The sequence below is a fragment of the Collimonas sp. OK412 genome (genome assembly GCF_900112135.1).
Classification (GTDB): domain Bacteria; phylum Pseudomonadota; class Gammaproteobacteria; order Burkholderiales; family Burkholderiaceae_D; genus Collimonas; species Collimonas rhizosphaerae.
Map to the genome: position 1 here is coordinate 57,627 of NZ_FOLC01000017.1, position 25,737 is coordinate 83,363.

19 protein-coding genes are annotated in these 25,737 nt (G+C 55.8%); 2 read left to right on the forward strand and 17 right to left on the reverse strand.

Annotation, left to right across the window (positions count from 1 at the left end):
- Positions 1 to 238: 238 nt before the first annotated feature.
- From BM062_RS17400 to BM062_RS17410, 3 genes are all read right to left on the reverse strand, one after another.
- Positions 239 to 1,192, reverse strand: a complete 954-nt coding sequence (locus BM062_RS17400) for an SAM-dependent methyltransferase (RefSeq protein ID WP_092399124.1) — start codon at positions 1,190 to 1,192, stop codon at positions 239 to 241.
- Positions 1,193 to 1,372: 180 nt separating this feature from the next.
- Positions 1,373 to 1,783, reverse strand: coding sequence for a CesT family type III secretion system chaperone (locus tag BM062_RS17405; RefSeq protein WP_092399126.1), 411 nt, complete (start codon positions 1,781 to 1,783; stop codon positions 1,373 to 1,375).
- A gap of 45 nt (positions 1,784 to 1,828) precedes the next feature.
- The gene (locus BM062_RS17410; protein WP_139220085.1) at positions 1,829 to 4,516 is read right to left on the reverse strand and encodes a hypothetical protein; all 2,688 of its coding nucleotides are present in this window, start codon (positions 4,514 to 4,516) and stop codon (positions 1,829 to 1,831) included.
- 541 nt (positions 4,517 to 5,057) lie between these two features.
- Here BM062_RS17410 and BM062_RS17415 point away from each other — a divergent pair.
- Positions 5,058 to 5,837: a response regulator transcription factor gene (locus tag BM062_RS17415; RefSeq protein ID WP_092399130.1), complete on the forward strand. Its 780-nt coding sequence runs from the start codon at positions 5,058 to 5,060 to the stop codon at positions 5,835 to 5,837.
- 120 nt (positions 5,838 to 5,957) lie between these two features.
- On the opposite strand, the gene BM062_RS25200 is transcribed toward BM062_RS17415, so the two are convergent.
- The 7 genes from BM062_RS25200 to BM062_RS17445 form a co-directional block, all read right to left on the reverse strand.
- A complete protein-coding gene (locus BM062_RS25200) occupies positions 5,958 to 7,199 on the reverse strand; it encodes a hypothetical protein (protein ID WP_139220086.1) in 1,242 nt (413 codons plus the stop codon).
- A 310-nt stretch (positions 7,200 to 7,509) separates the two neighbouring features.
- Complete coding sequence (locus BM062_RS17425) at positions 7,510 to 8,589, reverse strand: SET domain-containing protein (protein ID WP_139220087.1); 1,080 nt, start codon at positions 8,587 to 8,589, stop codon at positions 7,510 to 7,512.
- 26 nt (positions 8,590 to 8,615) lie between these two features.
- Positions 8,616 to 9,068, reverse strand: a complete 453-nt coding sequence (locus BM062_RS17430; RefSeq protein WP_092399136.1) for a lytic transglycosylase domain-containing protein — start codon at positions 9,066 to 9,068, stop codon at positions 8,616 to 8,618.
- Positions 9,069 to 9,286: 218 nt separating this feature from the next.
- Positions 9,287 to 9,481 carry a hypothetical protein gene (locus tag BM062_RS17435; protein WP_139220088.1) on the reverse strand — a complete coding sequence of 65 codons (195 nt, stop codon included), beginning with the start codon at positions 9,479 to 9,481 and terminating at the stop codon, positions 9,287 to 9,289.
- The gene (locus BM062_RS25205; protein ID WP_139220089.1) at positions 9,471 to 9,713 is read right to left on the reverse strand and encodes a hypothetical protein; all 243 of its coding nucleotides are present in this window, start codon (positions 9,711 to 9,713) and stop codon (positions 9,471 to 9,473) included. Before BM062_RS25205 ends, BM062_RS17435 begins: the two co-directional genes overlap by 11 nt.
- Positions 9,714 to 9,895: 182 nt before the next feature.
- Positions 9,896 to 14,614: a hypothetical protein gene (locus BM062_RS17440; protein WP_092399140.1), complete on the reverse strand. Its 4,719-nt coding sequence runs from the start codon at positions 14,612 to 14,614 to the stop codon at positions 9,896 to 9,898.
- A gap of 204 nt (positions 14,615 to 14,818) precedes the next feature.
- The gene (locus BM062_RS17445) at positions 14,819 to 19,216 is read right to left on the reverse strand and encodes a coiled-coil domain-containing protein (RefSeq protein WP_139220090.1); all 4,398 of its coding nucleotides are present in this window, start codon (positions 19,214 to 19,216) and stop codon (positions 14,819 to 14,821) included.
- A gap of 557 nt (positions 19,217 to 19,773) precedes the next feature.
- Between BM062_RS17445 and BM062_RS17450 the strand changes: the two genes are divergently transcribed.
- Positions 19,774 to 20,025, forward strand: a complete 252-nt coding sequence (locus BM062_RS17450) for a hypothetical protein (protein ID WP_092399144.1) — start codon at positions 19,774 to 19,776, stop codon at positions 20,023 to 20,025.
- A 105-nt stretch (positions 20,026 to 20,130) separates the two neighbouring features.
- Here BM062_RS17450 and BM062_RS25640 read toward each other — a convergent pair whose 3' ends face one another.
- The 7 genes from BM062_RS25640 to BM062_RS17485 all read right to left on the reverse strand — a co-directional run bounded on the left by BM062_RS25640 (position 20,131) and on the right by BM062_RS17485 (position 25,728).
- Positions 20,131 to 20,409: an anti-sigma factor family protein gene (locus BM062_RS25640; protein ID WP_175501059.1), complete on the reverse strand. Its 279-nt coding sequence runs from the start codon at positions 20,407 to 20,409 to the stop codon at positions 20,131 to 20,133.
- Complete coding sequence (locus BM062_RS17460; protein ID WP_092399206.1) at positions 20,406 to 20,996, reverse strand: RNA polymerase sigma factor; 591 nt, start codon at positions 20,994 to 20,996, stop codon at positions 20,406 to 20,408. Before BM062_RS17460 ends, BM062_RS25640 begins: the two co-directional genes overlap by 4 nt.
- 84 nt (positions 20,997 to 21,080) lie before the next feature.
- A complete protein-coding gene (locus BM062_RS17465) occupies positions 21,081 to 21,314 on the reverse strand; it encodes a hypothetical protein (protein ID WP_092399148.1) in 234 nt (77 codons plus the stop codon).
- 36 nt (positions 21,315 to 21,350) lie between these two features.
- Positions 21,351 to 21,947: a MotA/TolQ/ExbB proton channel family protein gene (locus BM062_RS17470; protein ID WP_092399150.1), complete on the reverse strand. Its 597-nt coding sequence runs from the start codon at positions 21,945 to 21,947 to the stop codon at positions 21,351 to 21,353.
- A gap of 71 nt (positions 21,948 to 22,018) precedes the next feature.
- Positions 22,019 to 24,523 (reverse strand): TonB-dependent receptor, encoded by a 2,505-nt coding sequence (locus tag BM062_RS17475; RefSeq protein ID WP_092399152.1) that lies wholly within the window; start codon positions 24,521 to 24,523, stop codon positions 22,019 to 22,021.
- An 80-nt stretch (positions 24,524 to 24,603) separates the two neighbouring features.
- Entirely contained in the window at positions 24,604 to 25,311 is a 708-nt protein-coding gene (locus BM062_RS26185; protein WP_092399154.1) for an energy transducer TonB, read from the reverse strand.
- A 3-nt stretch (positions 25,312 to 25,314) separates the two neighbouring features.
- The gene (locus BM062_RS17485) at positions 25,315 to 25,728 is read right to left on the reverse strand and encodes an ExbD/TolR family protein (RefSeq protein ID WP_092399156.1); all 414 of its coding nucleotides are present in this window, start codon (positions 25,726 to 25,728) and stop codon (positions 25,315 to 25,317) included.
- Positions 25,729 to 25,737 lie beyond the last annotated feature (9 nt).

The following is a 25,737-nucleotide window of genomic DNA, read 5'->3' on the forward strand; positions in this document are numbered from 1 at the left end:
CTGATATTTATTCCGTCCAAAGCATGGAAGCGGCCCATGCGATTACGGAAACGTCAAGCCAGGTTGCCGTGGCGAGTTGCTATCCCATCGGCTTATCCACCAGCAACGGCTGCATTGACGAGAATGGTCGATCAAATTTCCTGTGATGCAAATCAGGATATTCCTGTTTTTGCGTAGGGATTTCCCTGGGCCTCATTGCGGACCGCGCCATGATCTCAGCCGGTCCTCTCAGCATTCGTCAGGACGGCTTCCGCGCGACGACAGTCGGAAACAGGCAACCGCGGTCATTGATGAACCGAATATCGGCAAAACCGGCGTCAACGAGTTGCGCCATGGTCTGTGCATGGGTACGAAACGCGCTCCATTTCGCCTCGATGATGCGCACAAACAGAAGCTGCTGAAGCGATAACGACTCCTGGTCGATTTCCGCCATATTCCAAGGAGATTCCGCCGACAGGCTGGGCGGCGGCGTCAGGAAGCTGGTGACCAGCGTGCCACCCGGTTTCAGAATGTCGAAGAATGAACGATACAGTGCCGTTACACGGTTATTGTCCGGTTCATAGATGTTGAGGCCGTTACTTGTCAGCACGTCGATCTCGCCTTGCAGACTCGAGGTCCATGCGTCCTCGCAACGAAGCGACAGACGGTCGGCCAACCCGCGTTCTCGCGCCAGTTCCAGGGCGCCGTTCAAAGCATGTTGATCCAGATCTATGCCCACCAGCGTGATATCCGGCTGCTGGTCATAGTCGAGCAACAGCAATTCTCCCATCAAGCCGCAGGGGATTGACGCCAGGACAAGCCCTGGCTTGAGCAAAGCTTGCAGTTGCTGCCGGAAAATTCCAAAACGTTCTCGGGTTGCCAGTACTGCCGGCAACTTCTCAAATATCCGGTACTCCATATCGGACACCGAGTCTGTTGACGCCTGTCCTTGACGGTAGGTCACCAATTGATGCGTCCAGTAGGCGTTCAGGCCGCGATTCTCCAGCAAAAAACGGCCGAGTTCGCAAGCGGACAATGCATCAAGCAAGCGAATTTGCTGCTCAACCGTGACGCCGGGAAGGTCCCCCGCCAAGCTTAGCCTTGACCTGATGGAATCCAGCAGATCGCCGTAGCCATTCTGTGGGTCAACGCCGTGAGAAATCAGCTGATGGCGGCTTGTGGCGCCGGCCACGGGTGCATTTGCATTCTTCATTCTTCCCTCATTGACACGATTGCCACCGAAAAAAATTATAGAAGAGTACTGTCAACCCGCATTGCCGTTTCCACACAAGCCTTTGCTTCTTTCGCATCGCCAGGCTCCGCGAACGCCGGCGCCAAGGCGGTGAATTCAAGTGACTGGCTTAAGTCAGGTGTTGCCATTTTCCGGCATTGATTACCTGGCTTCATTCAGATAGTAAGTCTTGCGCCAATCCTTGCAATGCGCCGCATGCTCTGACAGGGTATTTATCAGATCAAGTGCCGATATCTGTCCAATAGGAATACGCCGCGCCAACAGAACATGCCGGGTTTCGAAGTTAACCGTAAATACCGGCGTATTTACGCCATGCATCGTCAAATTTATTTCCAATAGCCGTTCCAGCACCTCGGCACGATTTTTTACCGGCAGCGCACCGAAATCGCAATACATGGCCAGGCCTTCTTCTTGCGCAGTGCTGCCATCGATCAAAGTGAAATTGACGCCATCGATGGTCAGATCGGCCGTCGTATAAAACAACTTCGGATTCTCGATTTTTGAGATCGCACATATTTCATCTATCAGTTTCCGATAATTTTCTGACGCCATATATTTCTCCAGTTCTTTTGTAGGAAGTTATCGACGGTTCCGGCTTCAACCGCGCTTTGGAATCAGCAGCGGCAGCGGAGACTCGCGGGTATCAGGCGCAACGTATTGCCCAGCCGTATCGTCGGAGATATTTAAAGCCCGATCAGGCTGCAGCCGTCCATTTTTCATTTGCTCCAGCTCTTTCTGCTTCCCCTCGGCTTTCTCGAACGCCGCCCTCGCCTTTGAGGCAGCGATTCCGTCCCGCGGCATAAAGGCCATTCCCTTGAAACCCAGCTTCAGCGCATCCAGGCAATAAGTGGAGAGCGATTTAATGCTGACACCGACATAGGGATACGCTCCCTGTGCTGTCGCTTCACGAATTTTGCGTCGCTCGTCCAGTTTATTGTTTTGATAAACGGTTTCCGATATGGACGATGTCGGTCCAGAGGCGACCTGCCCCCACAATTTACCCAGTGGCTTGGTTTTGGCGTTCGCAACCTGATATGCGGCAGCAACATTGACCAGCACCGCGCTCATGGTGACGCCCAAGGAGAGATATCGTTCCCAAAGGGGTTCATGGTAGGTATGGTCGTAGGTCTTTTTTTGCGCGCTGACCATGCCCAGCAAGGAATTGATCATCAGTGACCCGTTTATGCCTGCGACCCCTAACTGGAATGCGCGCCAGGACGCCGCACCGTAAGTCGCCGAGACCTCATCCGGCAACCCGCTGCGTGTGTTGCCGGCCTTGACGAATCCCACCTTGAATTCCGGTGACAGTTCGAACAAATTCGTGTGTTCCGTGACTTGCATGCCATCATGGACGGTGCGTTTGTTGTCGTTGTAGTCAGAAACCTCTGTAAACCATCCCTCGCGTACGTGCTGAGGATCATGGCGGGTTGACTCCCAGGCAGAGATAAGCGTATCGAATTTGCTCTTCTGGCCATCCGGCAAACCGCCGCAGGCCGTCTCGATCTTGTTGCTCAGTTGCTCCAGCTGTTCTTGCTCGGCATCGCTCAATGGCGGAAATTTGTTCGCCTGCGCCTGAAGGCTGGCGTACTTCTTGAAAGCCCCCGCGTCGATCTTTAACCTGCCGGCGATGACTGCATGCAATTCGTCCGCACGTTCATAATTCCGAACAACCATCGCGGACGCCAACTCGATCTCGAGAGCTTGCACCTCGGCCTTCCCGGCGCCGCCCAAGGATTCGAAAGCGGCGCTCCTGATGTCGCTCACTGCGGCGAGCCGTGCCGGGTATTCAGCGCGGTCCTTAAGCGTCACGTGAGTCCGCCATTCGTTCGGTCCGTTGGCGCCCAAATTCAATGTGTCTGCAATCTGTTGTTCCAGTTCCCGGACCTGCCCCGTGAATATCTGATCCAGTGTCTTTACCCGTATTTGCAACGGGCTTCGCATGAGTTCCTTGAATTTGCCCGGATCATCCGCCGTCAGCATTTTCAGGTCGATCATCAGATTCTGCTTGTCTACCTCGTCGGATGGCGCGACCAGCCGCTGCAACACAAGTTGCGAGATGGACGTCGCTATCTGGATCCCGGCCGCGACGCGGGGATCCTTCGCAATATACCCGCCCCATCCAGCCAAAAGATTGCCGTAGAATTTCAGTGTCTGCAAACATGACTGCCGATGCAGTCCTTCGAAATAGACACGATTGAGCTGGCAGCGCGTGGTGTAATGATTGATGGCGTGATCAAGTGTCTTTGCGACTTCATCGACGGCGTGATTCGCCGCATCCCTGAGCGCTTGATTGTCCGGATCTGCGACGGAACGTGTTAGCAGTTCCTGCAGCCTGGGAGATTCATCCTGCACGTGTTGCAGCACCTGTTTCAATTCCGTTTCGATCTTGTCGAATGTCGGGGTATTCAATTCCGGAGCAATATCGGCCGCGTTTCGAAACGCCATATCCTGATAGGGTGTGACATGCAGCAAGGTATAGGTATTTACCAGGCTGCTGACAGTGGAAGCCGCCATCACGCTGCCGAAGTAGCCCACTGCCAGGTTCCGCGCAGGAACCGGCGCCTTGCCATGCGCCTTGAAGGTAAAAATTGTAGGCAGCAGGGACAGTATCGAGGCAGGAGCATTGCGCCAGGAATACGCTTTCCCGCCCTCCCTGAACCCTGCGTCCATCTCATGCTGGTCTAGATTCAGCATCGTGTGAAAGCACTGTTTTGCCTGAGTCCAGTCACCTGTTTTAAGCGCCTGCGCCCGAGTTTCCACGAACGCCTGGACATGTTCCGGATTCAGTACAATCCGATCTTCCTCGATAAAGGCCTTGCTATGCGCCATCAAGTCTCGATGCAGCTCGTGCTCGGTCGGCATATCGATCACGGCAGCATTCCCGGCTTCACCAAGCGGGTTTATGCGCGATGGCGCGTTTTCCACGGTGATTTCTTCATGGTGAATAGCGGTATGCGAACCGATTGAATGAGAACTTGAAGCGATATCCTGTATGTGTTGCGGCAGCACTTTTGCAGTGTGAATCGCGACAGGCGGCTTTAATCTGTTCGCAGGCAACCTCGGTCGTTGCGACGTCGTCGCGTTATCCGATTCCCCCATGCCTGAACTGCCGGCAACGTCTGTGGTCGAATTGCGCAATGGCGCCAGAACTCTCAACGCAGCGCTCGGCTCGCTCGATGAGCGTCGCACGGAACGGGGATCTGCTTCGTCAACTGCGCCAGATCGCTCATGTATTACCGCATCATCGGCAGCCGCCGATTTGCTCGTGGATGAAGGAATGTGCATAAGGGCTTTCGTTTTTTTTCGACGATTGCAGATTACCGGTTTGACATAATCTTTGTAATTGCGCCGCGAAACACCGTTCGTTCTTACGAAATTTTTCGCAAATCGCCGACGAACGGTTGAGATACCGTCGCTCCTTGCGTTATAGAGGCAACCGCCCGCTTGCCGTAATCATTCACACAACAATGAAGGAAATGCCTACCTGCAATTCAGGAAGGTCTGATTGAAATTGCATTCGAATCTGGCAATTATGCAAAAACAGTAAGTGTATTCAATACGCATTAATACGAATGGGAGTCGGCGCTTGAATAACCGGCGCAAAAAAATTTGCACTGCATGCATCATCTTTCGCACGAAATGGTACTCACTGAGAGAAAACAACTTTGTTCCAGAACACGGCTTTCACAATAAACGGTCGTGGCGCGGGAAGAAAAGGAACAGATGTTCGATAGATCATCCAGCGTCCGATGCCGGTTTGCTTGCATCGGAAAATTTCAGAAATGCTCAATCACCCTTTCAGGGTGATTCCGATAGAGGATTAGGCATGCGATTTGCAATTTTGACTGACGATTCAGTTTTAGCGCAGAAACTGGCGAAATATTTCGAGAAGTATTCGATCACCATAGACGCTTACTGTACTGAGCTGCTGACACTGCGCGCGATGCGTACCATCACCTATGACCTGGTGCTGCTTGACGCCAAGAGCACCGTCGGACTGGCCAGCAGCTTGCTGTCATGGCGCAACTGCAACGCTGACTTTTATACCCCGGCGATCATATTGACCTCGCTCCTGACATGGAACGTGATGCAGGATTGGATCGAAGCCGGCGCGCACGACGTCGTAAGCCGCATGGACGTTGATCAGATCGGGCTGCGGGTATGCGTTGCCCTGCGGCGCCTGGCGCATTGCACCCGCATCGACAGGATACAGATTGGCGACTATGTACTGAATCGCGGAAGCGACATGGTCGCCTGCGGCGGCATTGACGTCAGTCTCACTCCGCGCGAATTCTCTATCGCATGGCTGCTTTTCTCCAATCCGGGAAAATTCCTGAGCCGATCACAGATCACCACAAGCGTCTGGGGCAATTCCGAAGAGGTGGCAGCCCGCTCGCTGGAACAGCATATTTATAAGCTGCGCAAGAAATTGGGCCTATCGTCTACAGCTACCGGAGCCAGCTTGAAGACGGTGTACGCGCTAGGCTACAAACTTGAGATTTCACCGGACCTGCGGCAAACTGAACAATCCGTTCCAGGACAACTTCCGGCGCTGGTTCGGGCAGAGAGCGACGATAGCGATGCCTGTAACTCTCTGACAACCTGATCAGATTGCATCAAATCCGCGCGCGATCCCGTATATTTATTCATTTCTCCCACAGTCGATAGTGTGCGACTGAATCGTTGCAGCTTATTCTGGCGCCCTTGGGAAAACCAGGTGGGCCCTTTATCCATAGCTGCCGATCCGCTGATTGACCTTGCCGAGCAGCGCTTGCGCGTCATTGAAGAGCGACATGCTCAGCTGGGCTTGCTTGATGATGCTTTCCAGATCTTGCGCAATCGCGCTAGCTTGCTTGAGTTGAGTTGCCAGTGCAAGAATCTGCTGTCGGGTTGCTGCGCCAGGGGCCGCTCTATCGCTATCGCGCAGATTCTTGATTTCACTGCGGGTTACCTGCATGAATTGCTGTATTTTCCCTAAATCATGCGGCGCGGATCGATTGTTCTCGATCAAGCCATGCAGCGATTGCAGATTGGTTGTCAGGCTGGCGCGTTTATCAAGCAGTGTCTGAAGATTGTTTTTTTTGCTGGTGAAAAACCCCAACTCAGGCATCGACAGCTTTTGCGCTACACCGCTATTCGTACGCCGGAACATGATTGGCGCATCCCGGTACTGCAAATGCAGTTGCTTGAATTTGGCTGGCGTACCGTCAAAAGGTATCGGAGGCGCTGGCCGCGACGGTGTTGCCAGCCCTTGAGCACGTGCCTGTTGCACCGACAGTTTCGGCACGGCGGCGCGGCGAGCCGGTGCGGCTGCCGCATGCGTGGGGCCTGGAGATTTTTTCAGTTCTTGCAAAAGCGTATGCAAATCGGCGACAGGCTCCGGTTTTGACTGAACCGGAGAGTGTTTCAACGCTTCAAACCGTGCAAACAATTCCGCCTGGGAGGGTACAGGGCCACCTTTCAATGCCTGAAACCGGGTAAGTATCTCGGGGTTCAGTCCGCTACTCTCGGCCAGCCCCGCCAGCCCGGCACGCCCGGCACCAGCATCAGGCCGAGCCGGCCGCGACTGAACGGCGACGGACTCCGGTTTTGACCGAACCGGCGGGCGTTTCAACGCTTCAAACCGTGCAAACAATTCTGCCTGGGGGGGTACAGGGCCGCCTTTCAATGCCTGAAACCGGGTAAGTATCTCGGGGCTCAGCCCACTACTCTCAGCCAGCCCGGCACGCCCAGCGCCAGCGTCAGGCCGAGCCGGCCGCGACTGAACGGAGCGGCCGGCGCGATAAATTGCATGCCTTGCGGTGCTCGTGCTGTCGCTTTTTTGTCCATTCACCCGCCTCGCCAGGACATCCAATAAGGAGTTACTTTTCCGAGCCGTTTTCTCGCCGGTAGGCAGAGCTTGCGGTTTTACATGCTGCGCGACACCGGGTGACAGGAATCCGGGGAGACCGAATTTCGGAAATTTCATGATGGGCACCTTGGAAATGTTTGATGCCATTGTAGAAGCTGTCCGGGCGCATCCGATCCGTTACGCGAAATTCCGGCATGGATAGCGAAGTTCTCGTTTGCCGGAAGTTACCGTTGCCGGATCAACTTCCAGACTGATGCTGGGCAGGGTTATTGCCGATAGAGATTCAGGCCGGCGCCCAGCGCCCAGGTCAAGCTCACGATCTTGCCCTTTTCTTGTGCGCCTGCTGGCGCCGGCAAACCATTTCATCATCCTGCACATCCTGGTTTGCAGGCAAGCTGCACTGAACGAAGACGCGGCTGGTTTACAGTTACAACCGCCTTCCAAAAACCTGACGAACCATGTCGTCGGAATATCTATAGTTCCATCTGAGTTCAACGCCGGCGGGAATATCGCGGGTGGCAAAAAAAGCGCGGATCGAAAATTTTCCGCCGATATCCGACTCGACGTCAAAAGCAACCGGCTCGACATTGTAAGCGTCAGGCGATTGCCGGGCGCAACGGCCGGATTCGTCATATTCGAGCGAAGTGTTCATCATCGCCAGGATATTTTCGCCATCCAGGAACGAGACTGCAGCACCGCTGATCGACGAAATCGCAAACGAGTCGGAACGCAACATGAAATACATCGCGGGTGTCATCAGGCGGCCGCCGTAGACCCCGACGCACTCCCCTTTCTGCACCGGACGGACGGTGAAAACGCCTCTTTCGCCGAGCAGGCTCGATTCCCTCGGGTCCTGCAGGTCGCCGGCTTCGATGAGCCGGCATTGAAGCATCGAATGATAATGCGCCATTCTCGCCTGCGCAGTTGCCAGCGGGTCAATCAACGGCCAGACTGCATCGGCCGAAACGACTTCCCCCGATGCGGTGGGCTGCGACTGCCATATTTTCCGGATCATCACAGGCCGGGATTCGGCGTCGCGGAAAGGATATCTGCCGTCCAGCTCGGGGGAATACGGCAGGCGCTCGATTGCGCAGTGTACTTGCAAACCATGGAATTCCTTGAGCAGCCAGTATGCCCCGTATCGGACCAGCAACCACATTTCGCAAGCTCTTTCAAGTTCGGCGTTGCCGCGGAAATTGTCCATGATGTCGCAGCGGATGCTGTTCTCGTCGTCAGTCAATTCTCCTTCAACCTGGGCGCCCGCCTCCCAGCTGACGTCTACACCGGCAGCTTGCAGCGCCGCGCGCATTGCCGGCGTGAGTATCCCCTGAATTTCGCCGCGCAGAGCTGGCACCATTTCGAACAGAAACTCATGCTGTTCCGCCACGTTAGGAAATTCATCAACATCATTCAGGCGCAGATGGATGTATTCGCGCAATCTTCTGCATTCCGTCGCGATCCGTGATGCGCGCACGCTGTTTTCACTAATTGAAATTACAGCACTCATAACAATTCTCCTTGCCTCTTTTTGAACTACGGTTTCACGTTTAATTTTTGAGCGGCTGCACGGCGTTGATCCCCGGCAGCTGGCGGGATTTCGCCCCAGGCGGCGACGATGCGCTGGATACGCTGCGCATATGCGTCACGTTCCGGCAGCGTCTCCGAATGATAGGCGCCGACCGCCTTCCAGCTGTTGCCGTATTTGCTTACCATCCGTCGCAGATGCCAGGCCGCGATGTAAACATTCTGGCAAGGTTGCAGCAAGGTCTGCCGGTGAACGCCGTACTTGGCGAGTTCGGCAAGATGAACCGAGTTGATCTGCATGACGCCATAGTCGGTAGAGCCGTTCGCGTTGACATGAATCGCATCGGCTCTGTTATGGGATTCTTGCCAGGCAATTGCCCGCAGTATGGTCGGATTCACGTTTTGGTAAAGCGCCGCGTCGTCGAAACAATCAGCGCGAGCGACGTCAGTCGGCAGCAGCATCGACGCCAGACCGGACAAGACGATCCAGCCGATGCGGCAAGCAGCACAATTTTTTTTTGTTTTCACTATTAATCTACGCTGTCATGTACTTCAATGAAAACTGAAATGGGGGGCATAAAAAAACAGGTGACGCGTTCTTCGGCATCACGACACGGTCGATGTGCGGATTCCGAAGATTGACGCGATCGCTATCGCGCCCGGTCACCTGCTGGTCCAGCTCAGATGGCGAACTTGCTATCGACGTTCTTGCTTCTCAGCCGATCACTCAGCCGACGGCTATGTTCAATCAACAGCACGCGATCATCGCCGCTACGGCATTTCGGCTGCTCTGAATCGAAGCGCGTCATCCCGCCGAAGATCGAAGTGAACTCAAGCTGGCGATACGGTCTCAGGTGGATGCTGTCAAAACGCATCTGGATCCTCGGCCTTAAGATCCGCATTGACTTCTTTCGCTTGCGCTATCGATTTCTGCATGATAGAGATAGCGAAGTTAACTATCAAAGCATTCAGCTGGTCCTGATTCTGGGTATTGGAATCATCCTTTTTTTTATTTTTTTTAGAATTGTTCGTTTCGTCAGGTTTGTGCGTAGTGTCAGGTGCGTGCGTGGTAGGTGACGAATGATTATTTACGGAATGGTGGCCCATTTAAATCTCCAAGAGTTAGAAGGAACTCAACGATCGCAGATCGGCGCCGCGACCGGCATGCAAGCACGAATGCAGGGATTGCAAAACGAAATTGAAAATGCCGCCCGGCGCTGCCTGGATATTCGACATTTCTCTTAAGGAGAAAAAACCCGAACTTGCACACACACATGCACATGGCCGCATCATGCTTTTTGCTTTCCTGGCGCTGTCATATCGTCCACCGGCGCAGCGGGATTGCCGCCTAGTGCAGTGAATTTATCCACCAAGGCTTGTTCCCACACCATGTAGGAAGAGGTTTGCGCAAAACCCTTGAGTTTGCCCAACAACTGGTCAACCGTGTTTTTCTCCGCCTTGCCGGCCGACAGGTGGCTGCTGCCGTCTGCCTTGGTCGCCAACTTGTATTGGCGGTCGTCGGCATAGGCGGCACGGTGAAACACATGCAATAGATTGCCGGCGCTGTGTCCCTCCCCGCTGACATTCATTTTAAGCGCCGTATGCTTGCCGTCCTGGTTGCGAATCGCGTAAAACCCGTCGTCCCCGACACCTATCATTACGGCCGGCTCTGCATGCAGCGACACTTTGTCGTAAGTCTTGTTTATGTCGATCCGGCTCTCCATGTCGATTTCATGTCCGGCCCCGTCCTTGATCCTGACCATGCTGATCGGCTTGCGCAACATGCTGGCGGCGGTCCAGGCAAGCAATTCGCCTGGCATGCCGTCGACGGCCGTCAGGGCCTGGTCGGAATGATCGGGAAAGGCCGCAGAAATATCGGCTGCCTGTTTGCGGACGGCAGCCTTTTGCTCCGCTTCACGGACGCCGGTTGGCGTTTCGTAGTAGCCGTTCAGCAGACGGAAATGCTCATGGTGGATATTCTTGGTGGCGTCATCCAGATGCGCCACGATGGGATCGCCGCGCAAGATCGCGGCATGGATCGCGTCCTTGGTGGTGCGCGGCGAGAAATCCGATGTATATGGATGGCGCCAGCGTGCATGCTGGGTGCTCGGTGAAGAAGTTTCGAGAGGTTTGCCAAGAAAATAATTCTTGGTCGGTGCGACATAGATGGCTTGCCTGCTTTGGGCATCGTAAGTGTGGAAATGCCCGGATTCAGGATGAACCATTGAGGCGCCATCATCGGCTTCGGTTAATTTTCCCTCAAGAAAATCACAATATCTTTTTTCCAGTTTCCCGGTATCGATGCTGTCCATGTACACCACCTGGCCGATGTCTTTTTTCAGATCCTGCGATTCGCCCGGCTGGAGTTGCGGCTTAGGCGGTGATTTGTCGACATGCCGGATGCTGTACAGGGCGCCTGGCAAGACAATCACTTCGGCTTGTCCCAGATCGGATTCGGCGGAAATATTCAGGGCCGTCTGCTGGCGCATCACCAGGCGTTGATTTTGTGCTTTTGGCGCAGCGCCAAAACCAAGCGCTTGCCCGAATGCCGCTGCCAGCCGGCTCGACATTGAGGCCGACAATATTTCGGTCAGCGTGGCGACGTCGCCGGTCGCAACATGCCAATCAGGGGTATCTGCGGTTTTACGTTCTACGTAGGGAGCTTCGGTCACCACGGCACGCTGCACGATGGCGGGAAATTTCTTTGAATGCAATGCGCCCAGATTGATATGGATCGCCTCGATCGGGTCGAAATGCTCTTCCCCGCCCATGCGATGGCTCTCTGACGGCCCCTCGGTATTGCCCGGCTTGTTCATGATGTTGTAGACAAAGTCGATGCCCGGCACTACCGGCTGATGCTTGGCCTGCCCGGTGTTTTCCCAGCGCAGCGGATAATGAAAATATTGTGACTCGATGGTGTAGTCGCGTACCGCCTGCATGATGTTTTTCTGCAGCTCGCGGGACAAGTCCGGCTTGGACATGCGCATGGAATCAAGTCCTGGGCCTTTCAACATCGCTTCGTGAGTCGGCAGCGCATAGGCTTGCGCGTTCCAGCTCCAGGTGGTGAGCGTCTTGGGAATCTTTGCCGAGTCGCTCAGGCCGAACGGCGCTGCGGTCGCGCCCGCCGGATGCGCCTTGCCGTCGAAACTGACGTTAACCGGATAGGCGCTGTAACCCGGCGTATCCTTGGTTGCCTGTTGCATGTACAGCGTGTGGTCCTGGTCCAGCCTGGCCATGTAGGCTGCCGACTTCGGCGGCAATTGACTTCGATTGTTTTGCACCGGTTGCGCCGTTGGCATATTGCCGGGTCCTGGCTGGCTGCTGCTGGAAGCTCCCTGCGCGGTCAGGTTGGCGACCATCTCCGTCATCGTCTGTTCCAGCTGCCCCAGGTATTCCTGTTGCTGCTCCGGCGCCATCTGGTGAAACGCGATGGCGTCCTGCACCGCCATGATTTCGCCGTCTATCCGTCCTTTTGGCTTGAGCATGATGCGATTGCTCCACTGCTTGACCTGTTCCAGGCTGTCGGTGACGGAAAAAACAGCGTCGCGAATCTTCTTGATGTCGCCAAAATGGGCTCCCATCCGGTCGCCGATGGCGGCGACGTCGTTGGCAAAGCCAAGCAGCACTGAAATGGCGTTGTTGAAACCGCGTTCACGCTCAATCTGGCCGTCATAGGCGCCGGCATTGCGTCCCACGATGCCCAAGCCATTGAGCACCGTTGCCACGATGGGCAACACCAGCTTGTCCAGGCTGCGGGTTGCCAGGCGCGTCACGATAGCTTCGCGATAGTCGGCAACAACCGTATCCGGATTGAATTTCGTCGAATTGTAAGTATTGCCCAAAGAACGGAACGTCACGTCGTTGAAGAAGCGCACAATCGCCCGTGCACTGTGTGCGGCCGGATGGTTTTCCTCTTCGCCGATACGATTTTTCCATAACTGGTCTATACCGGCATTGACCAGCGAGGCGGCCAGCAGTCCGGCGACATCTGCCTTGCTGCCGCGGTTGAAGCCGAAGCCCTTCTGCACCAAGAGATTGCTGACCAGGCGGGTGAACTCTGGAATGGCAGGCACCAGCAAATCATTCAGCAGGACGGAGGCCTTGGTTTCGCGGTCCTTGGTTTGCGCCGGAACAAATTTGCCGACGAAAGAGAAAACATGGGTTAACGCTTCCTGCACCACCACCATCGACGTGATCGCACAAAACAACACTTCGGGGCTGACGCTTTGTCCGCCAGCCGCGCTGAAACCGTGCGAACCGCCTGCGATGGCGCCGTTCGGCGCGTGCTTGTAGAATTTCAGCGCGTCGTTGAGCCCGACCACGACGGCGGCGGTGACAAAGGATTTGGTCGCCAGGTTCAAGGTATAAGTGATTGCTCCCCTGCCGCCGGCCAGCGTCGGCGCCATGGTTGCCGCTCCTAGCATCAGCTTGGCCAACGATTGCCCATGTCCCGCCAGCACCTCGGTGGCAGAGGTCGCAGCGTCGGCGACGGTGTCGCCGGTAAACCGCCTGATGCCGCCCGCGGCAGATGCCAATGCGGCGGCAGGAGGGCCTTTCAGCAAAGGCCCGGCCTTGAGCTTGTCGCCGGTCGACAGGATCAATTCCGAATCGGGAAAACCATCCTTGCTGCCGGTCTTGCCGGTATCGCGGCCTTGATACGAATAGACGTCGACATCGACTCGTGCATGAACCGTCTCGTCCGCGCCAAACGCCCTGCCGGAGGCATGGCCTGACAGCGCCGGCTGCGGGTTGATGAGCGACATCTTAATGCCGTTGTCGCCAAGCACAAGCCGATGCACGGCCTCATCTTCGGTGGTGATATGCAGCGTGACATCCGCGCGCGGCGCGGGGCCGCGTTCCAGATCGGCCCAGCTGCGCAGCTTGGCGCCCTTGACACCCATTTCCTGCCCGGCCGGCCCCATCACTTCGATGCTTTTGATACCTTGGATGTCGGCCAGCACCGCGCCATCCATATTGACCGAAGTCGGATGGCCTGCTTCGTTTTTGCCGGGTGTTACCTGCTTTTCTTTCTTGAAGATCAGCAAATGGTTTTCAATCTTGTTATGGTCCATATAGATGGGGAAAAACCCGTCCCCATCGCGCGTCCCGACGCCGTGCGGCATGGCATGCTCGGCATTGGCCCAGGTGCTTCTGCGCGGCAGCGGCGAAGGATTCGGCGGCAGCAGCATGAACTTGCCGTCGGATTCCTTGGCGTCCCTGCGAGCCGACAGCGGCGAACGCTCGGACAAAGCCATGATTGCGCTGCGCAAGGGTGTTTCCATTTCAGTGGCCGCAGCCTTTGCTTTTCCCTTGTCCTTGACCGCGGCGCCCGGCGCTGCGTTGATTTCTTCCAGCGCGAGATCCAGCTCTTCCAGTTTCACGGGCCGGCCGCCATAGCCCACTACGAATAAACGCCGCTCGGTCCCGGTATTGCTGACGCGCACGGTGTCAGCCACCACTTTCAGCCTTTCCATCACGGTGAACCTGCCATCCCTTGCCGGAATCATCAGCACGCCGGCGGCGTCATTGAGGCTGCGCAAATTCCGTCCGGCAGAGGCGGATGGCGAGAACACTGCCTGATGCTTGCGCGTGAATTGATCAAACTGGGTCTGCGTGACGCCGTGATCGTTTTTCTCCTGGTCCAGTGCGGTCGGCGCTGCATCCAGGACAGCGGCAGCGGGATCAGTAGCGGCCGCAGACCTGGTGAAGATGGCGCCGGCGAAATTGGCGATCGCATGGTAGGTGGCGTCAAGCGTCTGGCCACCCTGCGCGACTGCGTTCCAGCCGCCGTTGGAAAGCGCCCTCAGGTGGTTGCGCGGCGCAAAGGAAGAGATTGCCGTGACACCTCGCTGGAGATAGCTGGGCGGCAAACCGGTTGCGCCTGCCGCTGATTCCGATGAACGCTCTCGGGTCCTGCCGGCGCCGCTTCCGGATTGCACATCGGCATGGCTGGGAGTAGCAGCTTCGGTAAGCAACGGCGATGGGGAATTGATTCGATCGATGGTCATGAGTAAAGTGAAGACGTGGCTTTTGGTCACGACCCCAGACATAGTTAATCGGATTGAGGAACTCTAGCTTTACGCGCCGCGCACGCACGATGATCGCAACGAAGGCAGTTATCTGTCAGCGAAACTACATGCTGCCGGTGAGCGTCTTGTCCGCGCCGTCCGGGCGCTGAGCGCTGCACCATGGACGATGGACGACGAATTCAACTACGCTAAAGGAAATTGAGCCGCCGTGCGTTGTCCGTCAACCGTAGCAACGCTTTGCACGCGCAATCCATAGTTGAGGCCAAGATTTGTTGCCTCCTTGCCCTTTTCCCGGACGATCAGCATTAGCGGGCGCCACGTGGCCGGTTGCTGCAAGACGGCGTCAGCCAGTTTTACCTTTTCATTCACCCGGCTCGCATCGCCAAGAGTTTCAGCCAGCCCACCGACCAGCCGAGCGCCATCGATGCGTCCGGATGCCTGCGGCCGCATTGAGTAATTGACGTTGAACTGGCAATACTTGCCCTCTTTTTCCAAGGCCACGATATCCTTTTCAAACTGGGCGAGCAGCCGCCGGGCCTCGGCACGATTCTCCGGCGTGTCCTTGGTTCCACTCACTTCCGGCATCGTCTCCAAGGCACGAGCGCACCACTGGTCACGGTTTGCAGAAATTTCCGCCAGCATCTCCTTGGCGCCAAAGTAGTGCCGGTCAAGGTCGCCATCCTGCTTGTCATTGATGCGGAACGGCGACAATCCATGTTTCTGCAGGTGCTGGGCAAACTCCCTTTCAAACGAAAAATCAATGGGTACGCTGCCGCCACCCAATGTGCCGTCCTTATCGTGCTTATCGTGCGATAGGGGAAGGGCTCTTGCATTGCGCGGCAGCGGCAACTGCACGTCCAGTGAAGCTGCGGCGGTTTGCTTGCCTGTACTTGACTTGTCGGACACCACATATACCGCTGCCTTGTCTTCCGTCCGGTATTCAAACGCCCTTTGTGCTTTCGCCTTGCCGGTCAATATCGCGCCCAGGCCAAATTCAGCCTTACGGCTGTCCGGTTTGGTTTGCAGCCGGAGTCCGGCACTTCCTCTGACCTCTACCTGGGTAGCGACAGATCCTGCTTCAAATCCGGTAACTACCGCGTCAGGCAGCCGGGAAAGGATGGCCTCCATCGGCCCAGAGAAACCTGCGTCGCTATTCGTGGGTTTCAGGTCCTTCCACAACACAGTGGATTCCCATGCCTTTAGCATATTCCGGCGCTGCGCCTCATCCTGTCCCCGCGCGCGCAGAAAACGTACAACAGTGCCATTCATCTTCATGCGCTCGTGAGTCGCGGGAATCGTCGCCGTTCCCCCGCCGTAGAGGTGCTTGCCATGCGTCTTGCCGACTGTAACACCCACGCTGCCTTCCGTGGTTTTGCTCTTGCTCTCCCCCACCATCATCTCGAATCCAAGAATAGGCTGGAAGAATTGAACAAACGCTTCCTGTTTCTCAGAATAGCCGGCGGTTAGCACAGGGCCGACAATATTGGGCGATATATAAGGCAGAAAAGGCAGGCCTAGTCCCAGCGCCCCGCCGTTCGATGTCTTTAATTTATTGCGCAGCCCCCATTCCGCGAACATCGGCCTGTAAAACTCGACCAGGTCCTGGTTATCGTCGAGGCGCAATTTCTGGCCTTGACCGTAACGCGAAATATGTGAGAGGCGGAAATTATCCTGAACCTCTGATGTGTCCAAACCAAGTCCGCCAACGATGGAATCAATCTGTTGCGGGCTCAAGTGTTCGGCATGCCTTTGCAGAATTTGCTCTGACACATCGCGCAAGACAGACTCCGCGCTCACTCCGATATTGGCTTTACGGCCCAAGGGAAAGGATCTGCTGCTGCGTGCCATGGCATTGGCTTCGGCGGCATATTCCTCGAATGGTTCAGGTAGAGCTTGCTTCTTCGCGCTTGCGCCGGCGGCGGGTGTCGGCAGCGCTTGATTGAAGCGCTTTCTGATCGCGTCGAAATCCGCCGGCGTCAACGCGCGCAGCTCGGTGAAGTTTTCCCTTATGTGATCGCACAAAACCGTCACCGCCAGACAATGCATCTGTTCATCGCTGTTGAGAGCGCTCATCGGCAAGCCTTTGGCAGTTTCGCCTAATGACGAAGCTGCCGCCGAGATCGCCGCGGCGACCTTGCTCGCATGAGTCGTGATACCGAAACGCTCGCCCATTGCTGCCGTGTTTGCCAGAGCGTGAGATGTAAACGGTGTTTTTGCGCGGGACGGGGCGAGTCCCCGCAACAAGCCTTCGCCATAGCGGCCCAGCCTGCGTTGCATCCATTCTTCGCCGACTTTGCGCAACTCCTTGTCGCGAGCACCGTAAGGCGAGCCAGGCTCATTGGTGACGTAGCCGTTTCGAACTGCATTGTAAGCGCCTAGCTGGCGCTCGCCGAACCGCTCAGACAAATGCTGGTCCAGGTCGGCGCCGGGATCCAGCTGCAATCTTTCCGCAGCTACCAGTTTGGCGTCGTTCAGCCACGCCTTGACCGGCGCCGATTTTGACTGGGAGATTGCCATGTCGGCTTGCCAATACACCCGCAACGCAACCAGCTGTTTGCTGGCAAGGACTTCACCAGCGTTATTGCCTAGCGATTGCAATACTTCGATCCCGCGCGGCATGGCGGCCATCAGGTGGAATAAGGCCTTGATGTCGGCCGGGGTTTGCCCCGACGATGAACTGGACGCTCCTGCGCTATCTTCTCGCATGACCATGGACAAGGTGGAGCGTGCCCTCAATTCCCGCAACAGCACGGTGGCGCGTTGGGCGTCACCGCCGCTCACTATCGCCAAGGCATACGAAAGGCTTTCGGCAATATCCGTCTTCGGCAGCGCGTCGGCTGCCGGATTCGTCGGCATCGCATTCGTTGCGCTATTCAATTCCCGGCTTAAAGCCCGAAGCGATTCCGAGGCTCCGAAGCCTGGCGGATGCAGCAGCATTGTGACGACTGACTCTGCGCTCAGATCATCCGATATTGCATGGATTTTCTGGTTCTCGGTGGTCGTGACGCCAAGCCGTTCCCCAACAACAGCCTTAGCTGACGCCAGCGCTTCCCGTGCTTTTTCAGCTCCCTGGATGCCAGTCTGTGCAGTGTGAAGGCCGCGCATCACCACATCCAGTTGCCCAAGAACTCGTTCAGCCTCGCCAACCATGTGCTCAACACGCTCTTCCGCGGAGGTGGCAAGCGCTCCGATTTCTGCAATCAAGCCGTTAAGGGTCTCTTCCAGCTGCCCGAAATGGGTGCACTCGGCCTGGATAGAACTCAGCTCATCGACATTGACCTCGGCATTCGCCTCAGGCTGCCCGGCAATGGCCGTCAAACGTTGTTGCAAAGCGTTTTTGTGTCCAACCACCAAGCTTAGGTCGTTCTTGAGGGAGGCGTGGGTATGCTGTTGCACGGTACATTCGGTTTGCACCAATTGCAGGTTTTCACATATCTGCTGATGAGCCTCTACCAGCGCTCCAAGCGCGGGTTCCAGGCTGGCCTTGTCCGTCTCGCATTGCTTAAGCAGTTCCTGAGAAATATCACTTAGCCTGCTCAGCTCCGCCTGGGTAAAGTCCAGGTGCTTGACAGCGATGTCTGACGCCAGCACGGCTCCGGCTATGTCATTTACTTCACTCGGCGTCACCAGTGCATGCAGGCGCGAGGCTGCATGCAGCATTCTTTTTTCAGCTTGCAAGCTTGCGCCTGCTGCAATTTGTTCTCTCTGCAGCAACGGCGCCAAGCGTCTGCTGTGGGATGATTGTTGCAATCGGCATTGCTGAAGCTGCGCTTCCAGGCGCTCGGCTTCATGTCTCAGGCTTACCGCCTCCAGCCGTTGCGGGGAAAAGCTTGGCGCGTGCTGCGCGGCCGATACCCGGTTCTGGATGTTGTCTATGTCCTGCCCTGCTTTTTCACTCAAAGGAGTCAGCATGGCAATCTTCTCTTCGAGCGCTTCACGCTGCGCCGTCAATTGCTGATGCTCATTTACCAGCGTTTGCCAATCCTGGCGTGCCTCTTGGTATTCCTGCCCAAGTCCCTGCAAGTTCTGGACTAAACGGGTTTTGATGGATTCGGCTTCCGCAGTCGTCAACACATTTGACGATTTGGATTGCTTCAGGGGCTTTGCCTGGAGCGTCTGCATTTTCGGCACTGCATGCGGCTGGAGTACAGGGAAGCATTCGACCAGTTTTTCCCAGGCGGTAGTCGGGCCGCCGGGCCTATCCGACAGGCTGCGGGATGGTTGCGCCAGGCGTTTCTGCAAGGACTTCGCTTGCTGGGCAATGTCATCAAACTTGCTTGGAATATCCTGAGGTACAGGTGAAGAAGTTTGCTCGGATTTCTTATTGAGGTGAGTTCTGGACGGGCGTTCGAATGCCACAGAGGTGCCAGGTAAAGGGCCGCCAACGCCAACCGGCCGCTCCATGATTTTCTTGACCCCCGCACGATAACCGCTACGGATGCTTTTTAGCGGCGCGAAGAAAGAATCCGATGATTTTCTCCTGGTGCTGGAGTTTCTCTCGCTCGCTGCTTTATCCGGCGAGGCGGGAGATTCGGCCGTTGTGGAGATTGATTTCCGTGTAATAAAAGTGAATCCAGGCATCCCCCCTCCGATGTATGAAACTCATGAGCCCGCGCAGCGCTCCTCCCCAACTCCTTCTGGAAAACATACCTTCGTGTAGTCGACCTATCTTCTGATGAGCGAAAAATATGCTCAGCGCGCGAAGCAATTGGCATGCGCTGAAAGAGTCATCTGGGGTCAGAGTCAACTCTCGCAGTGCTTCTTCGCGAAACTTGACTCTGACCTCACATGACGGATTCGGAGAAAGACAGGCCGCACTACGCGGTTTTTTTTGACGATGAGGCAGGTACTCCGTGACCCGCTAAGTGGGGTCAGAGTGAAGTTTCTGCAAAAGGCGCGCAGAAAGTTCACTCTGACCCCAGTTAGCTGCGATTGTTAAGCCCAAACCGGGCAAGGAGATTGACATGGGAAGGCTTCGTATCCCGCAATAAAGATTCGGCAGAATTGAGGCCGCGGGAAGAAAACGGAGTGAATATCTGCCGTGCGAGGTTGTTGGAAAGCCGGAAAGCTCTTCGAAATCCTGGAGCGATAGCCAGGTTGGCTTGGCAACCGAGACATAACGTAACCAGAGGATAATCATGCACGCAAATCACACCAATGCTCTTTTCGCGACGCTGTCGGGCGACATTTTGAAGGTATCCAAGCCCGGCGCCGGCGCAATTGAAATACCGATCAACGACTGCGCGATTCATACCAAATTGAGCGGCGTCCATCTGCACGGCGGACCGTATTTTCAGATCGGGCCGCTGACCTGCGACCAACTGACGTTGCTGCGTCATTTAGGCGTCAGGGAACCCAACCTGGAGCTGATCGACATTGTTCGTCATTGAAGGATTGCCCCGTGCACCGCCTTGTTTTGCACGGGGCTTATTTAAAACTTGTTTAGAACTCATTTCATAAGTTTTCGCGAATGCGAACGCGGCTATTCGAGAGCATTACCTCGGAAGTCCCGGAACAGCATCGCGTGCAGCCTGGTCGATCCGCTCCCACAGACGTTCAAGGCCCCGTGCTGCGTCAGGCTCCGGAACCCGGCCATTACGCATTTTCGTGAACAGCGCACGCTGAAATTGGTATTCTGTCCGGCAATCTTCGCACTCTCGCAAATGCATTTCGACCATGCTGCGCTCCTCAGCGGATGCGCGTCCGTTGATTACCCAAGGCAATAGCTCCAGCACTTTCCCGTGACAAGCATTGACATCGGTCGAATTGCTCAATGTTTCTTCTCCAAAAGACCTCCCAGTTTTGGCAAGGTGCCGCGCAGCGTGACGCGAGCGCGAAACATCCTTGCTTTTATTGTGCTGACGGGACACTCCATGATCTCGGCGATTTCTTCCAGCGAGTACCCCATCCAGTACGCCAGCTCCAACGTCAGCCGCTGATCGAACGGCAACAGGACCAGCCCTTTGGCGACCCAGTCGAGCACTTCGTGGTCGTCGAAAGGACAGGTGACCGACAAATCGCCGCCTGGCGCTGAATTTTCCCACAGGGCCTGCCTCGTCCCGCGCAACGACTTGAGCGCAGTGCGGTAAGCGATTCCCATGATCCAGGTCGACACTAGCGCCTCCCCGCGAAATTCACGGGCTTTTTGCCAGACGACCAGGAATGTGTCGTTAATGGCCTCCTCAATCGCCTCTTCACAATATGTCACCCGTCCGAGGAAACGACTTAACCTGCGGTGATACTTCAGGTACAGGGCCGATAGGGATTGCCGGTCCCCGGCAGCGATGCAGCGAAGGGAGCCAACGTCGTCATTATCTGCTTGCTCCGGCTGGCGCGTCAAATTATTAGAGATTAGTGTCATGGCCATCGAATGTAGTTAGACTGGATTACGGATATGAGAAAAAAACCCGGCTCTCTCAAAGAATGTTTCGGCCCTTTGGTAAGATCAGATCAGCGATCCGACATCAGCGATCCGATAAATGGCTACGATCAATCCGGGACGCCGGCTGCGACCAACTGCATGGGCGACCGGGCCCATGTTGGCGAACTTCTTAATGGCGGATGATCGAAGGAAAAGTTCGGTGCCGGAACTGACGGCAGTTTTGTCGCTCTTACCGTCATTGATTTGATTTTTATTTTGGTAAAAACGCTGCACCGTGTCGCCCGCTACGAGCGACATCCCCAAGTGCAGACTGGTGGCAATGAACGCCGGATTTCAGTGCGAAGGATCGGTAATTCTCAACAACAGTTCTTTCAGTTGATCGTTCAAGCGGTCCGAGCATTCGCGCAGGAAATTATAAAAAAGCAATCCGAACAGCGCTATCGATATCCCCAAGGCGGTAGCGTAAAGCGCAGTACCGATTCCCTTGGATACGCCGGATGGATCCGAAATGCCGGATGAAGCCAACACCGCAAACGTATCGATAATCCCGAGGATAGTGCCGACCAGTCCCAGCAGCGGCGCTGCAGTCACAATCGTATCCAATATCCATAAGCGGGCGATTACACGCGATCTGCTGGACAGATAAATGGCTTCCGAAAGATCTTCCACACGCGCTGGGGCAAGCTTCGCGTCGCGCGACTGCAGTGCTTCACGCAGCAGCTGCACAGGAGTCGATTTACGCTCCAGAAACGCAGCCGGGATCCGCGTTGCATCGTTGGCAGAGCCGGCCATAAGACGCAGGATGGCGCTGGCGTCGCGTCTGCCGGTCATGTAAAAAATTTGCCGTTCAATGATGACGAATACGGCAAGCGCAGCGGCTGCGTACATCGCATAAAACGTCAGATTATGAAATAGTTCAATGTAGTTCATATGGGTACCTGGTCGAGATGATATGCCGCATTGGGTGCGGCGCCTGGTTGAAGCAAGATTGCATTCCTGGATTAAAAGTCCGTGCTTAAAGATATTTGCAAGGTGCGTGGCGCGCCGACATAAAACGACGGTGAAGTCGCGTTGCCGGATGCTGATATATTCCCGGCGACGGTGCCTTGCGCTGTCACTACCGGATTCACGTTGCTTGTAAACGACGAGCCGCTGGTGCCGGTCATGCTCAGATATTGCTTGCTGAACAGATTCGATACCGTCAGGCGAATCGTCGGCGTCTTCATGAAAGCAGTTGGTGCGAAGCGATAGCCGGCGCCGACATCGTATAAGGTATAGCCGCCGACCTGATCGTCATTGACCAGCGAGGTATAGCGGGCGCCGACATAGCGCCCCTGGATCGACGAATAAAACGACCCGTAGGTGTACTGCAGGGAGAGCGACGCCAGCCATTTCGGCGTGTCCGGCATTTGTTTTCCCGAGGTCGGCAATGCGGCCGAACCGCCGTTGGTGGTTTTGGCGAAGACCCTGTCTTCCAGCATCGTCGACTCCGTGCGCGTCAGCGAACTGTATACGTTCCACTGGCTGTTTACCTTGTAGCCTGCTTCCAGTTCAAGACCGACGGTTCTGGATTTTCCGACGTTGAATTGGGTGGTCAGATTGGTCGTCGGATCGTATTGGCTGGAAAGACGGTCTTTAAAATCGACATAGAACGCGGAACCGGAGAATGTCAGTTGCTCCCCGGCGAAGCGATAGCCTAAATCAAAGTTGTTGGACTTTTCAGGTTTAACGTTGACCGCCAAAATGTTGACAGGTATGACATTACCCGCAGCATCTTTGGCCACCATGACGCCGTTGACGATCGAGGTTGAATAGTTCTTGCCAGTCAATTGAGCCAATCCCGTGTTCGCACTGTTTTCGGGTGCGCGAGCGTTCTGGCCGGCATTAAAAAACGCCGATTGCTTATCCGTGAACTGATAGCGCAGGCCGAGGTTAGCCAGGTTGTCCGAGAAATCCTGATGCTCGCTGTAGTTCACGCCATTGGCATTGACGCCCGAACCGCTGGCATAGTTGTTGAAGTCGCGCGCCACGGTCTGACGTTTCAAGCCTAGCAATACATTCAATTTATCGTTGAGCAGGCCGAAGCTATCCTGAAGGAACAAGGTATGCGCATCGACATTGGTCTTCCAGTTTCTTGCGGCGTTATATGGCGTGCCGTCCTGATATTGCAAATAAGCGGAACTGTTCCTGAGCCAGTAGTCGGCGGAGTTGCCATTGTTGCCAATCGCTACCACCGGGCTGTATTGCTTGGAAGTACCCCTGTCAAACCAGATGCCGCCGCTCACATTGTGGATGCCGGCCTGGTAGTTGGCCTTGGCGGTAATGCCCCAGCGGTTGGTTTCGCTGATATTGCTGCCATACATCGCAACCGTGTCGCGGGTGTCACCATCGCCATTGGCGTCGCGGATGCCGCCATGCAATGCGGTGCTTGCCTTGGACTCCGTCACGGTGGTCAACTGGTTGCCGCCAGTGCCGTAGCCGTAACTGTAATAAGGATTCACATCGATGCTCGCCTTGGGAGAAATTTGCCAGTGATTCTGCAAAGCTACCTGGTAATTCTCGAACGGGTTGTTATTGAAACCGGCGTACTGCGCGCCGGATGCACCGAAGATACCCGCATTCGGCGCATAGGTCGTGTCGTTTTGGGCGGTTCCGGCCACCGCAGGCTGGTGTACCGGCGCACGTGTGCCGAAATCGAGGTCGTAACCGCCGTTGGCAATATCGTTTTTGCTGACGGTACGATAGTTCGCGTTGTTCATCTTGTTGTAGAGACCTGTGAGCTTCGAAAAGCTGCCGCCATCGAAATTAAACACGGCCTTGGCGTCAAGATGCTCGCGGTCGGCCTTGCCGTCGCCCTTGAATTTATCGGCGCCGGCTTGCGACAGCGAAACAAAGAATTTGGCCCGATCGTTCATGAAGCGTCCGGAATCGAAACGGACAAACTCCTTGTGATAGCTATTGCTGCCCACAGCATAGGCAACCTTGCCGCCAAGCTTGTCTTTCGGATCGCAGGTTGAAATGCCGATATTTCCACCGCTGGCGCCGACATGCGGCGCGTCAATGTCGGTGCTGCCTTGGGTCAGGAAAACTTCGCAGGTGTTTTCCGGATCGGCAAATTCCTGGATGTTGATCGTATAGTTGAGCGAATCGTTCAACGGCACGCCATCCAGCGTCAGGCCCATCTGGTTGCTGTTGAATCCGCGCACCCGCAATGTGCCGCCGAACAGGCCGGTGCCATCCTGGTCGAAGGTCGACACACCCGGCAGGGCTTCGATCATCTGAAATGCGGTCGAGGTCGGCGTCTTTTTTTCAATCGCAGCCGCTGTCACCGAACTGCGCGCTTTCGGCGACTCCTCTTGCTGTATCAAGCCAGTGCTGGTACCGCCGGGAAGGCCCTGCACATTGATTTGTCCCAGATCGGTGGTGTCGGCGGCCTGGACCGCCGGCATGTTGCTCAAGAAAAGGCCAGACACGATCAGCGCCAGCCGGTTGATTTTGAATTTCATTTAATTCCCCTTGATTGCGTTCGATAGACTGCGTTGATATTTCGGTCATGCATCGCATTTGCATGCTTGAATTTGCATCGTCAATTAGCCGGCCTGAACTGCAAGTCCACGCTAAAGCGATGCGTCTCTTGATCTGCTGTGAACTGCTCCGGAAAGCCGGGAAACGACGCCCGGCTGACAGTCTTGCGTGCTGCTTCGTCGAGTAATGTCGAGTTCGATGATTGTTCAATGCCGCAATCCACCAGAGATCCGTCGCGCCGTAACACGAACCAGATCTTCACCGTGCCTTCGGGCCGCAGCTGGCTCGCTTCACGACCGCTCGGATAACGTTTTATCGAATTCAGGTAGCTTCGGATCCGTGCGATGTATTCGCCATCGACGTTCGGCTTGGCGGCAACAACCGGCGCCGGCTCAGGCGGCTTCAAAGGCGAGGCCGGCTCGGCTGCCGCCGCCGGCGCTTGCAGCGCTGGCGCAGGCGTCGCTATCGGACTCGCTGGCGTTGGCGGCTGCAGGGCATGCGCTGGTTCCGGCTGGACTTGCTTTGGCGGCTGCGGCGGCAGGGGTGGCTGCGGCCGTTGCGGCGCCGCCGCTTCCTGCCTTGCTTCCGTTTTCGGCGATACCGGCGCCGGTACCGGTGCAGGCATTTCGACCAGCTCCAGCTTGATCGGCTCGTCGTATTTCGGTTTAAGCGGACGCACGGTGCTGATCATCCCGAACAGCAGAAAGACCAGCAGCGAGGCCGATGGCAAGGCTGCGATCATATTCCTGTTGACATAAAACATGGACATGGCTTACTTCCGTTTTGTCACAAATGAGATCGCTTCAAAACCCTTGCCCTTGAGGGTATCCATCAGGTCTATGACATGCTGAAACTCAACCTTTTGATCGGCATTGACGAGCAGCACCAGCTTCTTTTTTGGTTCTTTCGCCTCGAGCAATTTCAGGCGTGAAACCAGGCTTTCGGCAGTAACCGCCTGCCCTTCCAGCTGCATTTCGGCGGATGCGGTCAGGGTGATGCGGGCCAGATTCTGGGTCTGCAGATCCTTGGCGGTGGACGACGACGGCAACGCTGTCTTCACGCCCAAGGCCGGAATCACGTTTAAGCTCAACAGCACGAAAAAAACCAGCAGGAACATCATGACGTCGATCATTGGGATGATCTCGATGCGGGCCTTGCGGTTTTCAGGCTCTTCCCATTTACGCATAGCGGCAAC

Bases quoted from the DNA above. Each gene is read 5' to 3' on its own strand.
- BM062_RS17430 (WP_092399136.1), bottom strand. From the start codon at position 9,068: ATGCTGCTGCCGACTGACGTCGCTCGCGCTGATTGTTTCGACGACGCG.
- BM062_RS17460 (WP_092399206.1), bottom strand. From the start codon at position 20,996: ATGACACTAATCTCTAATAATTTGACGCGCCAGCCGGAGCAAGCAGAT.
- BM062_RS25200 (WP_139220086.1), bottom strand. From the start codon at position 7,199: ATGAAATTTCCGAAATTCGGTCTCCCCGGATTCCTGTCACCCGGTGTC.
- BM062_RS17425 (WP_139220087.1), bottom strand. From the start codon at position 8,589: ATGAGTGCTGTAATTTCAATTAGTGAAAACAGCGTGCGCGCATCACGG.
- BM062_RS17435 (WP_139220088.1), bottom strand. From the start codon at position 9,481: ATGCGTTTTGACAGCATCCACCTGAGACCGTATCGCCAGCTTGAGTTC.
- BM062_RS26185 (WP_092399154.1), bottom strand. From the start codon at position 25,311: ATGTCCATGTTTTATGTCAACAGGAATATGATCGCAGCCTTGCCATCG.
- BM062_RS17445 (WP_139220090.1), bottom strand. From the start codon at position 19,216: ATGCCTGGATTCACTTTTATTACACGGAAATCAATCTCCACAACGGCC.
- BM062_RS17470 (WP_092399150.1), bottom strand. From the start codon at position 21,947: ATGAACTACATTGAACTATTTCATAATCTGACGTTTTATGCGATGTAC.
- BM062_RS17415 (WP_092399130.1), top strand. From the start codon at position 5,058: ATGCGATTTGCAATTTTGACTGACGATTCAGTTTTAGCGCAGAAACTG.
- BM062_RS17400 (WP_092399124.1), bottom strand. From the start codon at position 1,192: ATGAAGAATGCAAATGCACCCGTGGCCGGCGCCACAAGCCGCCATCAG.
- BM062_RS17485 (WP_092399156.1), bottom strand. From the start codon at position 25,728: ATGCGTAAATGGGAAGAGCCTGAAAACCGCAAGGCCCGCATCGAGATC.
- BM062_RS17440 (WP_092399140.1), bottom strand. From the start codon at position 14,614: ATGACCATCGATCGAATCAATTCCCCATCGCCGTTGCTTACCGAAGCT.
- BM062_RS17450 (WP_092399144.1), top strand. From the start codon at position 19,774: ATGCACGCAAATCACACCAATGCTCTTTTCGCGACGCTGTCGGGCGAC.
- BM062_RS17475 (WP_092399152.1), bottom strand. From the start codon at position 24,523: ATGAAATTCAAAATCAACCGGCTGGCGCTGATCGTGTCTGGCCTTTTC.
- BM062_RS17410 (WP_139220085.1), bottom strand. From the start codon at position 4,516: ATGCACATTCCTTCATCCACGAGCAAATCGGCGGCTGCCGATGATGCG.
- BM062_RS17465 (WP_092399148.1), bottom strand. From the start codon at position 21,314: ATGTCGCTCGTAGCGGGCGACACGGTGCAGCGTTTTTACCAAAATAAA.
- BM062_RS25205 (WP_139220089.1), bottom strand. From the start codon at position 9,713: ATGGGCCACCATTCCGTAAATAATCATTCGTCACCTACCACGCACGCA.
- BM062_RS17405 (WP_092399126.1), bottom strand. From the start codon at position 1,783: ATGGCGTCAGAAAATTATCGGAAACTGATAGATGAAATATGTGCGATC.